Below are 14,903 nucleotides of genomic sequence, written 5' to 3'. Positions count from 1 at the left end.
AGGCAAAAGAGCCTTGCCGCCTTCGGGGCGCTGTTAGGGGCGTTGCTCGTTGTACTGCGGCGATCAACGGTCGCCCATCTCTTGGCGGTGATGGCTTGGATTGTTGGCGGCGACGGCCCGGACCGCCGGCGGTGAGCTTTCTGGCGATGAAAGGGCCGGCAGATACGCATTGTGAATCGGCGGGATCCCGTCATTCGTGCGATCGTATTTGTCGGCCCTTTGCGTTGGTGGGGGGGGGCGTTAAGGTGTTGTGGTAATGCGGTCAAAAAGAGACTGGGAATTTGCCGGGACGGTCAGACCTGTGACCCCCAGATCGACAGGTTGCCGCCGATGACGCTGAAGGTCATCACCGTCTTGCCGTCTTTCTCGCGCGGCAGTTGGTCGAAGGCGCCGGAATATGTGGTGTCCCCGAGTTTGAGGGTCACCTTGTTCGAGCCGGATTCGGCCTGCCAGGTGCCGGTTTCGTCCCCGCTCACGGTGCCGTCGGCCTTGAGCTCGATATGCGAGGGTTTGTTGACGCCGAGGTAGTGCTTGCTGGACGTGTCGCTGGCCTTTCGGCTGCCGCGGAACGAGGTGCTCGGGTTGTGCGTGACCAGCTCGTACTCGCCGGCAAGCGCCGAGGCGGGGTAGCCCTTGGGCTTGGCCTTGACTCCGGTATATTCGTACGGTGCCGCCGTCAACCATCCGTCCGCCGTGGGCAGCAGCTGGCGCACGTGGACCTCGTGGTATTCGCCCCGGTCCGAAAAACGCGTGTGGTAGACGAGGTAGATGGTGCCGTCGCTGTCGACCAGGGCGGAGTTGTGCCCTTGCGAAACCTCGATGTCGTCGTTCTTGTTGCCGCTCCACTGAACCGAGCTCAGCAGACGTATGCCTGTGGTGCCGGCCCAGTTGTTGGCCTCGGCGGAGGTGGAGACCGCGTGAGTGCCGTTTTCGTCGACATATGGGCCGGTGATGGACTTGGAGCGGAACATGCGAATCTGGTAGCCGCCCTTCTGATCGAGATGGCCATAGGAGGTGAACAGGTACCACCAGCCGTTGGCGTTCAGCAGGTACGAGCCCTCACCTGAGTTGCCGTATCCGCCGCCGAGCTTGATGCCATAGTATGCGTCGGATTGATCGGTGACGGTCTCGTAGGCCTTGGAATAGTCGCGCAAACCGGTGGCGGGGTCGAGCCTGAACATCCACATGCCGCCGAACCATGAGCCGAAGGTCATCCACATGTCTCCGTTCGTGTCGGTTTTCACACAGGGATCAATTGCGTTGATTTCCGTGTCTTCCGGCGAATCATAGCGGCTGACATCGGCTCCTTGGCCGAGCACCTTCGGCACGTCAGTCTGGTTGATGTCGCTCTGGCGGAATCCGGAGTAGACAACCGGACCCACATACGTCCAGTCGCCGTCGATCTTGTCGGCGGTCAGCAGCACGATGACCGACTTGTAGTTGGCCCCGTTGAGTGAGAGGTACATGCACCATTTCTTCATCGTGGGGTTCCAGATGACATCCGGAGCCCACATATTGCCCTTGATATCGTCGTTCTCTGGCTGTGACGGCCAGTCCTGCCAGATCTTGTCGAAGATCTTCTCGTAGTCGCGGCTCAGGTTGTTGGTGAACGGCTTCCAGTTGACCATGTCGTCGCTTTTCGCCCAGGAACGGTGTGTGCCGAAAACATAATATTTTCCGTTTGCCTTGACCACCGATGGATCGTGAACGGAGACGCGGCTGATTCGTTTGGCGTTGAACTGCCTCGAGGCGACGTTGTCGCTGTTGTCGTTGGATGCTTGAGACTGCTTATCGGTTGATGAAGCGCCGCCACAGCCTGCTCCCACCAAGGTGAATGCGGTCAGTGCCGCGCATGAGACCCGTTGAATGGTCGTTTTCATTGTTGTGGTCCAGGTCATGGAGGTGTCCTTCCTTTGCATAAACCGCTGTGGCTTTTCGCTTCTACAACGTTGTAACTTCTGATGCTACTGTACAACGTTGAAATGGAACACGCCAGCCGACTTGCTGCCTGATGATCATTGGTAACTGGCGAATCGATACAATCGGGCCCTGCTCTGACCGGACGGGTTATCCGGATATGACTGCCAGCCGGCAGGCGGAACGACGGAGGCGGTTTTATAAAAAGGTATGATGTTTCCCTGTCGAAACTATAACGATGTATATGGCGGTCATGTAGAATATGGTTATCCGTCGCAATGCGAAAGGTGTGTGCTATGGAAACTGCGGCTGAGGACGGAACAAAAGCCAGGTCCGGCGATTCCAGAGTCGTGACCATGCGTGAGGTTGCCAAAAAGGCGGGCGTGTCCATTAAAACCGTGTCGAACGTGGTCAACGACTACGAATATGTTTCCGATGCCACGCGCGAAAAGGTGACCAAGGCCATTGACGAACTCGGCTATATCGTCAATGTCTCGGCTCGAAATCTGCGGCGTGGTCAGACCGGCGTCATTGCGCTTATCATTCCCGATTTGCAACTGCCGTATTTCGCCCAGCTTTCGTCGCTGGTAATCACTGAAGCCAAAAAGCTTGGCCTGCAGGTTATAGTGGAACCGACTCTTTATTCCCGTGACGGTGAGATCGCCGCTCTGCACGACGGACGGCACGCCATGCTCGACGGTGCGATCTTTAGCCCATTGGAACTCGGCCAGGAAGATGTGGCTCAGCTGGAAGTGGATTACCCGCTGGTGTTGATCGGCGAGCGCATTTTCACCGACAAAGTCGATCACATTGCTACTGAGAACGTGGAGGGCGCCAAGCGGGCTACCGGGTATCTGGTGCAAACCGGGTGCCGACGTGTCGCGGTGCTGGGTGTGCATCCCGGCGAGAAGGTCGGTTCGGCGGGCTTGCGTTTTCAAGGGTACAAAGAGGCTTTGGAAGAGAATGGCATCGATTTCGATGAACGTCTTGTCGTGCCGGCAGGGATGTGGCATCGCAGCGATGGAGTAAGCGCGATGAATGAGTTGTTGGATAGCGGCGTCAAGCCCGATGGGGTGGTGGCGTTGAACGACATGCTCGCCTCGGGCGCGATGCACGCCATTCAGATGCATGGTCTTTCGGTTCCCGAAGATATTTCGGTCATTGGCTTCGATAATTCTGATGATTCTCAGTATCTTTCTCCGGCGTTGACCACGATTGCTCCAGGGCTCGAGGCCGTGGCGCGACTGTCCGTGAAGGTGCTCAAGAATCGTATTGACGGAGTTGCCCCATTCGATTCAACGGATCCTGTGTTCCGTAAGGTTTCGTCCACGTTGATCGTGCGTGACTCCACTCGTCGTGTCATCGGTCGTTAGCTCTGTTTTTCTGCCTCGCTGGATATCGCTGCCTGGTGCTGGGGTCTGCATTCGCATGACTACGGCCCATGTCGGATTGGGGCTACGGCGTTGTTTCGCGAGTTGTGAGCTGTGGTCGCATGGCGTATGAGCGGTTCTGTTCGGTTGCTGTGTATTTGCCGGCGGTCATCTTGCCGTGTAGAGTGTTTTGAAAATGGTCTTTCATTTTCTTTGGTGGCCGCGCGGAAGCGGTTTTATCAAAGGGTGGATTTTCGATTTGAAGGATGGGGAGAAGGACATGATGTCTGTTTTACAACGATGTAAAAAATCGGTTAGGGTTTCTGGGGCGCTCGGTTTGGCCTGTGTCAAGTCGGCGGCCCTGCTTTCTGCATTCTCCATGCTGTTTGGATTGGTTGGGGCTGTTTCGGCATCAGCGCAACCGGTTCCTCGAGCCACGGAGGGTCGGCAAGACGCACCGCTTATGCAGCCTGATTCGCGTTCACTGCCCGATAAGGTCGTGGATTACGACTTTTCATCGACGACTGCATCCTCCGTGAATAATGGCGTAAACGGATCGAGTTTTGGTCCCGCCAAAGTGACCGCGAACGGCATTGACGAGGTGGCTGGGGTGTATCGCGATAATGCTTTGAGCATGACGGGCAACTATTATGTGAAGCTGCCGGATGGCATTCTTCAAGGGCTTCATTCGGCAACGGTGTCGACCGTGGTGAGCAATGACGAGTTCAACAGCGGCCCCAACCCTTGGACCTATCTGTGGTCACTCGGCGGCACCGGTCAGGAAGCTAAAGGATCTTGGACCGTGTCCACCCATACTTCGCTTTACTCGTCCATCACCTCGAAGGGGAACGGGTCGGGGGAGTTGGTGCTTAATGCGAGCGATAATCTCTCAACGGGCAGATTCCAGACGCTTACGGCAACTTTCGATGGTGCGACAAAGAAGCTGACGTTGTATATCAACGGCCGTAGTGTCGGTTCAAAGGACGCGGAAGTCGATATTTCCCGGTTTTCCAATCAGACCAACGATGTGATTGGGCAATCCCGTTACCCCGGAGTGGGCGATGCGTTCTATCATGGCGCCGTTCGCTCGTTCACCGTATATGACCAAGCTATGACTCCCGGTCAGATTGCGCGGATACTGCCTGCGGATGCGGTCGGTGATTTGTTGTCCGGTCAGGCTGCCGCCCTTCAGGTGCCGGCAAGTGCCAATGCGGATTTCACTCTGCCTATGAGCGTTGCCGATGCTGGCGTGACGTGGACTTCCGACAATCCGGTGATTGCCATCGGCGATCGGGGGAAAGCCGTCGTCACGCTGCCCCAGGTTGATACACGAGTGACTTTAACGGCAAGGCTGACGCCTGGCGCTGGAATCGCCTCCCCGAACCATGCCGTGACTAAGACATTCGTCGTCACTGTGCCCAAGAGGCTGACGCGGGACGAATTCCGAAAGAAGGTCTTCGATTCGCTTTCCCTCGACGGCATCGTCAATAGCGACAATGTGCGTGGCGACATATTACTGCCTTCGACTTTGAACGTGAACGATTACGGATTCGTAGGCGACATTGCTTGGGCGTCGGACAATACGAAGTTGGTCGGGATTGATGGAGGGCCCAGAGCCAAGGTCGGTGTGCAGAACGACGACGATGACGAGGGAAGGAATGCCGCTGATGACTATGTCGCCAAGGTCAGGCGTCCAGATTGCGGTGGGGCGCAGGAGGTGAGGTTGATCGCCAGCGTCAGCGACCGTTCACTTGCCGGATCTGGCGGCCAGAGACTCGGCTCGCCGGTGACCAAGACGTTCGTCCTGTCCGTCCAGCCGATGACGGCTGGCGACGATGCCACGCATACCCGTGTAACTTCACACGATCCGTCGATCGTCAAGGCCAATGGACGGTACTACATCTTCGGTTCCCATCGTGCTTTCGCGAAAAGCACCGACTTGCAGCACTGGCAGTACTTGAGCAACAACCTCGTCACCGACTACCACCGTGTGCTTGACCGTGCCTTTGCTTCTTGGCCCAGCCAGAGGGGCAACAATGATGTGAGCGGGAACATGTGGGCTCCGGAGGTGATCTGGAACTCGACCATGAACAAATGGTGCATGTATTTGAGCCTTAACGGTGGCGGTTTTCCATACCAGAAAACCATGATCGTGCTGCTGACCGCGGACGATATTGAAGGAGACTGGACCTATGTGGGGCCAGTGGTCTATTCGGGTTTCAACAAGTCGAACTATATGAAGACGGATGTGCCGAAGGTCTTGGGGGTGAATCCGGATCTGACGCGTTACGATAGCCTTGAGGACACGGGCATCAATGCCATAGACGCTTCTGTCAAATATGACGGCAAGAATCTGTGGATGGCTTTCGGCTCCTGGTTCGGCGGGATTTGGATGATTAGGCTCGATCCGACGACCGGCTTGCGTGATTATGGGATCAAGTATCAGACGGTCAAGAATGTTTCCGACGCTTATTATGGCCATAAGCTTGCAGGTGGTTTCGGCAATTCCGGTGAAGGGGCGGCACTGGCGAAGGACGGTGGGTATTGGTATCTCATGCTCTCATATGGAGGGTTTGGGCAGACCGGTGGCTATCAGATGCGTGAGTTCCGTTCGAGGTCCATCACGGGCCCCTATCTTGATCAGAACGGCAATGCTGCTGTTTACACGCAGAAAGTCCCCAATGACACGGCCTTTAATCGTGGTTTGCGCATTCTCAGTTCCTACGACCAACCCGGTAGTGAAAACGTCAAGACATCTCAGGGCGGCAACGCCATCCTTTCTGATTCTGATGGGTCGATTTACAATGTGTTCCACACCCGCTACGTGCGTTCCGGCGCCGCCCTGGAGGAGCACCAAGTGCGCGTGCAGCCAATGGTCTTGGCTGATGGGTGGTTGGTTATGGCTCCATACGAGAAGTCGGGTAGCATTGTGCCCGGTTCGTCGATCACCGTCAAAAAGCTTGCTGGAGACTACCGGTTCGTGGTGCATAATCCGGTTGCCTTCTATTCCGGAGGAGGCGAGACGAGTCCCGCGATATATCATTCGGTTAATGTGACGCTCAAGGAAGATGGCACACTCGGCGGTGATGGGATTGCCGGTGCATGGAAGGTTGATGGCGGGAAGGTGACCCTTCTCTTCACTGCCGCTCCGGCCGCCGCTAAGTTGCACGGTACTTACATGGGCACCGTTGGCTACCAGACTGATGAGACCGGCATTGAACGGCTCTTTATTTCCGGCCTCGGTGGTGATGTCTTCGCTGATGCCGGCCCTGACGCCACGTCCCATGAGGGTCGAGCCGCCTTCTGGGGCATGCGTGCATTGCCGCGTTCAGGAACGCTGTCGGGGCAAGAAATTCCGTGCTCGGCGAATCCGGTTGGAGTCATGGAGCGCCGACGCTTCGATCCGATTGCCGAATCCGAGACCGCGTCGCTGCCGAATACTGGTTGTGCCGTATCCGTGTTGGCGCTGTTTGCTGTGGGCGCCGCCAGGGCTGGCGTCATCGCTGCTGGTGTTTCGTTACAGGAGAGAGTCCCCGGGGCGTGAGAAGTAGTTTGCGGGTATGTGGCAGGGCGGTGGTTTGAGAAAGTTGCCGCCGTCCTGCCGTATTCGACTTGCAGGTAGATGGGTACGACCATTGCCGATGGCTTGACCGGCGGAGTGATGAACGCTTTGCCTGGTGGTGGGCGAAAGGACTTTTTGTGGTGTTGCGACTTCTGCGAGCGACAGGAAGTTGAGAGCTCACCTGATTTGTTATAACGATGTAAATCTGCTATATTCAACGTTGTAGAATCCAAGAGAATCGAATCCGAGGTTTGGATATGATTGTTTACGACAATCCCATTGTTTTGCAGCGCGCGGACCCTTGGGTACTCAAATACAACGGTGAGTACTATTTCACGGGTTCGCATCCATCCTACGAAACCATTGGCATCAGGCACGCCAACACTCTCGCTGGCCTGCAAAAGGCTGAGGAACATGTTGTTTGGCGCAAGCACGAGTCCGGACCGATGAGTCGTTACATCTGGGCTCCGGAGCTGCACCGCATAGGTCGGGCGTGGTATATCTATTTTGCCGCCGCTGAAACCGATTTCGGCTCGCAGGATTTGCCGACCCATCGGATGTATGTGCTGGAAAGCGAAGCCGACGACCCCACGGCAGACCAGTGGCGGGAGCGAGGGCGCATCGTCACCCCGATTGACTCCTTCGCGCTTGATGCCACCACTGAAGTGATCGATGGCGTACAGTATTTGGTCTGGGCGCAAAAAGATCCCGAGATTCCCGGTAATTCCAATCTGTATATTGCGAAAATGGGCAATCCGTGGACTCTGGCCAGCGACCCGGTGATGCTCAGCCGACCCGAGTATGACTGGGAGTGCGTGGATTTTAAAGTCAACGAAGGTCCCGCCTTCCTGCTCCACGGCGATAAGGTTTATATCACGTATTCGGCCTCCGGTACGGGTGTTCCGTACGCCGTGGGTCTTTTGACCGCCAATCGCGGCTCCGACCTGACCGACCCGGGCTCATGGGCCAAGAGTCCCAAGCCGGTTTTTGTCACTTCGCAGGCCAACGGTCAATATGGACCAGGGCACAACAGCTTCACCAAATCCGAGGATGACACGGAAGATCTGATGATTTACCACGCCCGGAATTACACCCATATTGACGGGGATCCTCTTTTCGACCCCAACCGTCATGCACGTGTCGGAGTGGTCCGTTGGAACGAGAATGGCCCCGATTTTGGTGTGCCGCAGCCCGACACGCTGTGGACGCCACAAACGGCGACCATCCTGCCGGATGATGGCGGACCGCTGGCCGGGACCACGCTTGCGAAACGGTGATGGGGCGGAATAACGGCGTGAATAAGTGAAAATGCCCACAATTTGTACAACGATAGAAATTAGGTTATACTGACATTACATCGTTGCAAAGGCGTTGATGTTCTATAGCTAAACAAAGGTGTTGCAAGCATTGTTACGGGCTGTGGAATGGCCGGGAGCTTTGAGGTCCTGGATCATTCGACGTCGCAACCATCTTGGGAAGACCCAAGAAAAAGAAAAGGAGAAATCCATGAAAATCAAAAAGACCCTTGTAGCGGCCACGGCTCTGGTTCTGGCCGCGGGGCTTGGGCTTTCCGGCTGTGGTTCCAACGGCGGCGGCAAGACCGAGAAGACTGCGGATGGCAAGGTGAAGATCACCATGTGGCACGGCTTCTCTGAAGCCGACGGCAAGACGCTCGAAAAGCTGGTGAAAGACTTCAACAAGTCCCAGAACAAGTATGAAATCGATGCGCAGTTGCAGCCATGGAGCACCATCGGCGAGACGATGGTCACCAAGATCACCTCCGGCGATGGCCCGGACATCGTCACCACCGGCGCCGATAACGGCGAGGGCTGGTCGATCGACGGCACGTTCCAGTGCGTTTCGGACTTCTACAGTGACGCGAAGTATGGCACCAAGAACTACATCCCCAACGTCGTCAAGCAGATTACCTTCAAGATTGACGGCAAAGAGGAAAAATGCGGTGTCCCGATGGGCTATGCGCCAACGGCCGTCTGGTACAACACCAAGATGTGGCAGGCCGCCGGCCTGACCGAGAACGACTACCCGAAGACGTGGGACGAGCTGCTTGAGACGGCCAAGAAGCTCACCATCCCGGGCAAGCAGTATGGCATGGCGCTGTCTGACTCCGGCTGGGCCTCGTTCCTGAAGGGCAACGGCTCCGGCGTGTACACCACCGACGGCAAGGTCTCCATCAACACCCCGGAGAACAAGGCGTTCCTTGAGAAGATGCGTGATTTCTACAAGGGCGGTTACAGCCTCAAGGGCATGGATGACACCAAGGCTCGCGAATCCTTCGAATCCGGCCAGTCGGCAATGGTGATCGTGGGGCCGTGGGAGGATCAGGCCGCCACCGACAAGCACATCGATCATGACCTGTTCCCGGTGCCTGACGGCAACGGCACGTACGTCTACCCTGATGGCACCAAGGGGTCCAACACCGGCTCGACCGGCCTGTACTGGTGGGTCACCTCCCAGGTCAAGGATTCCCCGAAGAAGCAGGGCATCTACGACTTCATGAAGTTCTACAACGACAAGGAAAACCAGATTACCTGGTCGCTTGGTTCCGCCTACCCGCCGAACAACACGCAGGTGCAGGCCTCGGATCTCCAGTCCCGTCCTTTGATCGCCAAGATCGCGAAGAACACGGATCACTCCTACATCGCCATCGCCGGGCTCAAGGGCGGCTTCGGCGATATCGCGGCCACCGTTGATGCGCTGTCCAACAACACCGTCCGTAAGGACACGGACATCTCCCAGCTGCTCACCACGGCAGAGGGCAAGATCAAGGGTTACCTCAACGAATATTCGACCGATTGATTCGAATACATAACTGAATAAGCGGCGTAGGCCGATGACGGTTTCGGCCGGTTCGTGCGACTTGGTCATGGGGTCGTGCAGCCGGCCGTTCACCTGAATTATGTAGTACAATGGAAGGAATCTCATGACCAAAGCAGTAGTCGACAGTGGTGGGCGGCAGGTCGCAAAAGACAACAAAAAGGCGTTGTCTAGGCGCAATTTCCTGCACGGTATCGCGTTCGTGGCCCCAGCGCTCATCATTCTCCTCATTTTCGTCTTCTACCCGGCGGTTCAGACGTTCATCACGTCGTTGACCACCGATCGCATCAACCGTTCCGGAAGGTTCGTGGGCTTCGAGAATTACGTCAAGCTGTTCGGCAACGCGGATTTCCGCAAGGACGTGCTCAACACCCTGGTTTACGCAGTGCTGTACGCGCCGATCGTGGTGATTGTGGCCCTGCTTTTCGCGCTTCTGCTCAACCGTAAGGATCTCAAGTTCGTCGGTTTCTTCCGCACGTTCATGTTCCTTCCCTATGTCATCTCCATGACCGTTGCGGCCATTGCGTGGGACTTCATTCTCTCCCCGTCGTTGGGACTGATTCCATATTGGCTCGGCAGAATCACCGGCATCCAGCACATCGACCTTCTGGGGTCAAGCTCCACGGCCATGATCACCATCGTGCTCATCACGGTATGGAAGAACTTCGGTTATTTCATGGTCATCTTCCTGGCGGGGCTTCAGGGCATTTCGCAGGAACTGTATGAAGCGGCCGCGCTCGATGGGGTCAATGTGTGGCAGAAGTTCTGGTACATCACCGTTCCGGCGCTGCGCCCGACGTTCGTTTACATTATGATTTTCGGTCTGATTGGCTCGTTCCAGGTGTTCGATCAGGTCTTCATCATGACTTCCGGTGGCCCGGATCGTGCAACCGAGACCATCGTCTACCGTATCTACACCGAGGCGTTCGGCAACGGCAAGCTCGGCTACGCGTCCGCGCTCTCGTATGTATTGCTTATCATGACCCTGATCGTGGGGCTGTGCGTGCTGGTCAACAATGCGCGCCATGAGAAGGAGGAAATCGCATGAGTGAGTCTACTTCCGCATCACTGCCCATCCCCGCCGAGGCTGAGGCTCGGAACGCGGCCGCCAACGCCGAAAACGAGCGTTTGCGCAGAAATGCGAGAATCCGCCGTCACGTCGGTCTGTTCTTCAGTTACGCCGCGCTGGCAATCATCACGTTCCTGATGATCTTCCCGCTCCTAGTGGTTGTTCTTGTCTCGTTCACCCCCAAGGACATCACGGAGACCTGGCCCCCGAAGCTGATTCCCGGCACATTCACCCTGGCTAATTACGCTTCCTTGTTCCATCGTTTGCCGATCGGTCGTGAGATGGTCAATGCCGCGGTATTCGCTTGTGCGGTGACCGTGTTCTCCGTCTTTTTCGATTCCTTGGCGGCCTACGGCCTGTCTCGCATCGATTTCAAGGGGCGTACGGTGCTCCTGGACATCCTCATCGCCACCATGATGATTCCGGCGATGGCGCTGCTCATTCCGGTCTATAAACTGCTTGCGAGCATGGGATTGGTCAACAGCTACTGGGGCATCATCATCCCGCGTATGGCTGATGTCGGCGGCATATTCCTGTTGCGCCAGTTCTTCGTGTCGATTCCTAAAGATCTCGACGCCGCTGCGCGTATCGACGGTGCGGGAGAGTTGCGCATCTTCTTCCAGATCATCCTGCCGAATTCTGTGCCGGCCTTGTTGACGATCACGATGTTCAACCTGATGGGTAACTGGAACGACCTGCTTTGGCCGTTGATTATGACCTCACGGCCCGAGACCCGCACCATCACCGTGGGTCTGGCTATGCTCACCGGGCACGGTTCGTCCGTGACGCCATATGGTGTTGTGATGGCTGGTGCGCTCATCTCGGCTCTGCCGCTTGTGATCGTCTTCTTCTTCATTCAGAAGCGTTTCGTCGAAGGCATCGCCATGACCGGCATGAAGTAATCAGTGCCGGATCTGAGGCTATCGACAACGTCCGGTAAATTGCGGTTCTGACGTTTAGGGCTTTCCTTCCGTCTTTAAAACGTCGAATCATCAGATATGTGGGACCCCGTTCATAGGACGCGGCCCCACATATTCATTGCCGGATCACACTATCGGTTGGCCTCAGGCCTTGATCGACACGTCGATTCTCGTCTGAGTAATTGGAACCCGACGATGATTCTGCGCGGCATGGAGGTCCGTGTTGATGCATCCTTATGCAATATTTTCTGTTGCATAAGTTCGGTGGCTGTTTGGGCCATGCCTTTAAAATCGACCGCGATGGTGGTCAGCGTGGGGCTTGTGTAAGAGCCGCTCGTGATGCCATCGTATCCGGTGACCGCCACTTGGTCGGGTACTACGATTCCGCATTCCGCCAGCCCTCGCATCACTCCAAGCGCAAGGTCGTCATTCATGCAACACAGCGCGTCGTACGGCATACCTTCTTCAGCCAAATGGTGTGCTATGGCTATGCCGGAATTGTGGTCCCAGTCGCAGGTAATAAAGGTGTTGGGTCTGTCGTATCCGCATTCCATCAATGCCTGATGGGCGAAATTGCAACGGTTGTGCCGTAACGTGTACGAGATCCGATTCGATGGGTCTTCAACAAGGGTGCCTACGATGCCGACCCGTTTGCGGTCGTGTTCCAGACACAGATGACGTATCATGGCAGTCATTCCGGCCTGGCTTGGCGTTTCGACCGAATCGTAGCGGGCCTCGGTCGCCGCGCTCATATCGTCGAACATAATAACGGGATAGTCGCCGGCCACGGATTTAATGTCTGCCCCGCTGTTATTTGTTGAGCAGATGAACAGACCGTCGCTCATTGAGGCATTGAGCGAACGTACCTGTTCGATTTCCTTGTCTTTGTCATACTGTGAAACTTGGATGATCAGTTGTTTATGTTGCGCTAGGAGTTCGTTCGACAGGCAGTTGGACAATTCTGCGTAATACTGATTTTCTAGGTCTGGCACAATCAGCGTAAAGATGTTAGATCTGCCGGACCTGAGGCTGCGCGCAGAGATGTTGGCGTGATAATGAAGCTTTTTAGCGGCATTTCTCACTTTTCGTGTGGTGTCCGGCTTGACGATGTCCAGCCCGCGCATGACCGCGGAGGCGGTCGAGACGGATACGCCGGATGCTTCGGCTACATCCTTGAGTGTTACCACGACCCCCTCTTTCGATAGTTTCTATGGACCTTTATCGTGCCAGTTTACACGTTGTAACGTATCGATTAATGCAAAAGATAGAACGTAGCGTTACGATTAATAGGCCTCTCCTTGCAATTTCAATATTGTAACAATTCCTGTATATTTTCAGCTCAGTTTTTCCGATATCCTTTATATATCCATGTTTACATCGTTAATAAAAACAAATGGTCGGAGTTGATTTGACAAATTAACGACGTTGAAAGATAATAGTAACGTTACGATTTCAAAGAAGGAAATTGTAGGAAATACCTTAAAGCCTGTGCTGTAATTGGATCTGTTGCCATTTGATGTGGATACGCGGATTGACTGCAGCTGGCAGGGGAGGGGAAACTGCAAAGAAGGGGAGAATTGAGATGTCTTATAGAAATGCGACATTGAAGTTCGTAGCCGCGTTGGCTTCCGTTGCGATATTGACAGGAGTGTCGGCGTGCGGCGGCGGTAAGTCGGCCATCACCAAGGACGGTAAGCCCATCGTCACGATTCTCGTAGTCAAGAACAGCAATCAGGCGCCTATGGCCGATATGAAGTGGGCTAAGGATCTTGAGAAGGATGCAGGGGTCTCAATTGATTGGAAAGAGGTGTCTGACGACCAGTGGAGTCAGCAGAAGAACGCTTCGCTTGCGGCAGGTGAGATTTCAGATCTCAATATCCGTGCGTTTAATCCTGATGACGCCTCGCGAAACAAGAGCGCGTTTGAGCCGTTGGGTGACGATTTGGACAAGTTGCCCAATGTGAAGGAGTTCTTCAAGGAGCAGCCCACCGCTAAGAAATTCGTTTCCGTAGACGACAAGGTCATGGTTTTGCCTTCCAGTCGTGCCAAGGGTTTCCTTGCCTCGGGTCAGCACTTTATCATTAACAAGACTTGGCTTGAGAAATTGGGTCTCAAAGCGCCTGCTACCTGGGATGAGCTGCGCAGCGTCATGGAGGCGTTCAAGACGCAGGATCCAAACGGCAACGGCAAGGCCGATGAAATCCCGTTCAATCCGCGTGAGCTCGTCACCGGTAAAATCGGTGATTGGTGGAGCCCGTTCCTTATGATGAACGCCACTGGTATCGCAACCTCCTTCAACTCCGGGCCTTCGCAGCAGGGCATTTACGTCAAGGGCGGCAAGGTCTCCAACTGGATGGAGTCCAACGAATTCCGTCAGGTCATCAAGTTCTACCACGAGATGGTCGAGAAGGGTTGGGCTCCCAATGATTGGGTGACCATCAAAGACGACAAGTACAACGCCCGCAACCAGTCCGACGGTAAGACCGCACAGGTCGGCATGGTCTTCGGCTGGGATGAATCGGCGTTCGGGCCTTATGACTCCCCGCTCGCCAACCAGTATGAGGCAATCCCCATTCCCGCAGCTGACGGGCTGCCCGTCGACAAGGCCGTGTGGGATGGGTCGCGCGACGCGAACCGTTTTGAGGACTACCACATGTCGATGGCCGCCAATGCGAAGAATAAGGATGCCTGCCTCAAGGTGATCAACCTTCTATACTCCGAGAAGTATTCCATCCAGCAACTTTACGGAACGTTGGGTAAGGATGTGGAGAAGACCGGTGATCACTCATATAAGGTGACGGACGAGTTCCACAAGTTTCAAGATAACGCCAGCAAGATTCCGGCGCTTGAGGATCGGCTGGCCGGTTGGGTCTCCGATGATGTGACCGTTCAGGGTGACCGTGGCATGGATCATGTGGCCGCCGCCGATGCTCCGTACAAGCAACAGTATGCCAACTACGACCATACTAAGGATATGATGCCCATCTACGTGCGCATCAGCGAAGCCGATCAGAATACCGTTGCCAACAACAATACGGCTCTGTTCAACTATGCTATCCCGGTGGTTTCGAAGTGGTTGGCCAAGGGTGGAGCCGAGGATGATTCTCAGTGGAATCAGTTCCGGGACAGCCTCAAGAAGTATCAGATTGAGCAGAACGTACAGATTTGGCAGAAAGCGTACGACAAGTACGTGAAGTAACACCAAGCACCGCAGTGTCGGAGAGTGCAGT

Annotated in this window: 9 protein-coding genes; 7 read left to right on the top strand and 2 right to left on the bottom strand. The window is 55.4% G+C overall.

The window, feature by feature from the left end:
- Positions 1 to 293 precede the first annotated feature (293 nt).
- On the bottom strand, positions 294 to 1,898 hold the full coding sequence (locus BBOH_RS07090; protein ID WP_033522459.1) for a glycoside hydrolase family 43 protein: 1,605 nt from the start codon (positions 1,896 to 1,898) through the stop codon (positions 294 to 296).
- Positions 1,899 to 2,213: 315 nt separating this feature from the next.
- Here BBOH_RS07090 and BBOH_RS07085 point away from each other — a divergent pair, with 315 nt between their 5' ends.
- The 6 genes from BBOH_RS07085 to BBOH_RS07060 all read left to right on the top strand — a co-directional run bounded on the left by BBOH_RS07085 (position 2,214) and on the right by BBOH_RS07060 (position 11,655).
- Positions 2,214 to 3,290 carry a LacI family DNA-binding transcriptional regulator gene (locus BBOH_RS07085; RefSeq protein WP_044098280.1) on the top strand — a complete coding sequence of 359 codons (1,077 nt, stop codon included), beginning with the start codon at positions 2,214 to 2,216 and terminating at the stop codon, positions 3,288 to 3,290.
- 280 nt (positions 3,291 to 3,570) lie between these two features.
- A complete protein-coding gene (locus BBOH_RS08360) occupies positions 3,571 to 6,831 on the top strand; it encodes a family 43 glycosylhydrolase (protein WP_162177115.1) in 3,261 nt (1,086 codons plus the stop codon).
- 275 nt (positions 6,832 to 7,106) lie between these two features.
- Positions 7,107 to 8,126 (top strand): glycoside hydrolase family 43 protein, encoded by a 1,020-nt coding sequence (locus BBOH_RS07075; RefSeq protein WP_033522457.1) that lies wholly within the window; start codon positions 7,107 to 7,109, stop codon positions 8,124 to 8,126.
- Positions 8,127 to 8,355: 229 nt separating this feature from the next.
- Positions 8,356 to 9,666, top strand: a complete 1,311-nt coding sequence (locus BBOH_RS07070) for an ABC transporter substrate-binding protein (RefSeq protein WP_033522455.1) — start codon at positions 8,356 to 8,358, stop codon at positions 9,664 to 9,666.
- A gap of 124 nt (positions 9,667 to 9,790) precedes the next feature.
- Positions 9,791 to 10,732: a carbohydrate ABC transporter permease gene (locus BBOH_RS07065; RefSeq protein ID WP_033522453.1), complete on the top strand. Its 942-nt coding sequence runs from the start codon at positions 9,791 to 9,793 to the stop codon at positions 10,730 to 10,732.
- Positions 10,729 to 11,655 (top strand): carbohydrate ABC transporter permease, encoded by a 927-nt coding sequence (locus tag BBOH_RS07060; protein WP_033522451.1) that lies wholly within the window; start codon positions 10,729 to 10,731, stop codon positions 11,653 to 11,655. Before BBOH_RS07065 ends, BBOH_RS07060 begins: the two co-directional genes overlap by 4 nt.
- A gap of 149 nt (positions 11,656 to 11,804) precedes the next feature.
- Here BBOH_RS07060 and BBOH_RS07055 read toward each other — a convergent pair whose 3' ends face one another.
- The gene (locus BBOH_RS07055) at positions 11,805 to 12,860 is read right to left on the bottom strand and encodes a LacI family DNA-binding transcriptional regulator (RefSeq protein WP_033522449.1); all 1,056 of its coding nucleotides are present in this window, start codon (positions 12,858 to 12,860) and stop codon (positions 11,805 to 11,807) included.
- Positions 12,861 to 13,255: 395 nt separating this feature from the next.
- Here BBOH_RS07055 and BBOH_RS07050 point away from each other — a divergent pair, with 395 nt between their 5' ends.
- Positions 13,256 to 14,872 (top strand): type 2 periplasmic-binding domain-containing protein, encoded by a 1,617-nt coding sequence (locus BBOH_RS07050; RefSeq protein WP_033522448.1) that lies wholly within the window; start codon positions 13,256 to 13,258, stop codon positions 14,870 to 14,872.
- The last annotated feature ends 31 nt before the right edge of the window (positions 14,873 to 14,903 follow it).

The sequence above is a fragment of the Bifidobacterium bohemicum DSM 22767 genome, assembly GCF_000741525.1.
Lineage (GTDB): Bacteria > Actinomycetota > Actinomycetes > Actinomycetales > Bifidobacteriaceae > Bifidobacterium > Bifidobacterium bohemicum.
Note: the sequence above shows the minus strand (reverse complement) of the source record. Positions and strands in the feature narration are given on the sequence as shown.

Bases quoted from the DNA above. Each gene is read 5' to 3' on its own strand.
- BBOH_RS07090 (WP_033522459.1), bottom strand. From the start codon at position 1,898: ATGACCTGGACCACAACAATGAAAACGACCATTCAACGGGTCTCATGC.
- BBOH_RS07085 (WP_044098280.1), top strand. From the start codon at position 2,214: ATGGAAACTGCGGCTGAGGACGGAACAAAAGCCAGGTCCGGCGATTCC.
- BBOH_RS08360 (WP_162177115.1), top strand. From the start codon at position 3,571: ATGTCTGTTTTACAACGATGTAAAAAATCGGTTAGGGTTTCTGGGGCG.
- BBOH_RS07075 (WP_033522457.1), top strand. From the start codon at position 7,107: ATGATTGTTTACGACAATCCCATTGTTTTGCAGCGCGCGGACCCTTGG.
- BBOH_RS07070 (WP_033522455.1), top strand. From the start codon at position 8,356: ATGAAAATCAAAAAGACCCTTGTAGCGGCCACGGCTCTGGTTCTGGCC.
- BBOH_RS07065 (WP_033522453.1), top strand. From the start codon at position 9,791: ATGACCAAAGCAGTAGTCGACAGTGGTGGGCGGCAGGTCGCAAAAGAC.
- BBOH_RS07060 (WP_033522451.1), top strand. From the start codon at position 10,729: ATGAGTGAGTCTACTTCCGCATCACTGCCCATCCCCGCCGAGGCTGAG.
- BBOH_RS07050 (WP_033522448.1), top strand. From the start codon at position 13,256: ATGTCTTATAGAAATGCGACATTGAAGTTCGTAGCCGCGTTGGCTTCC.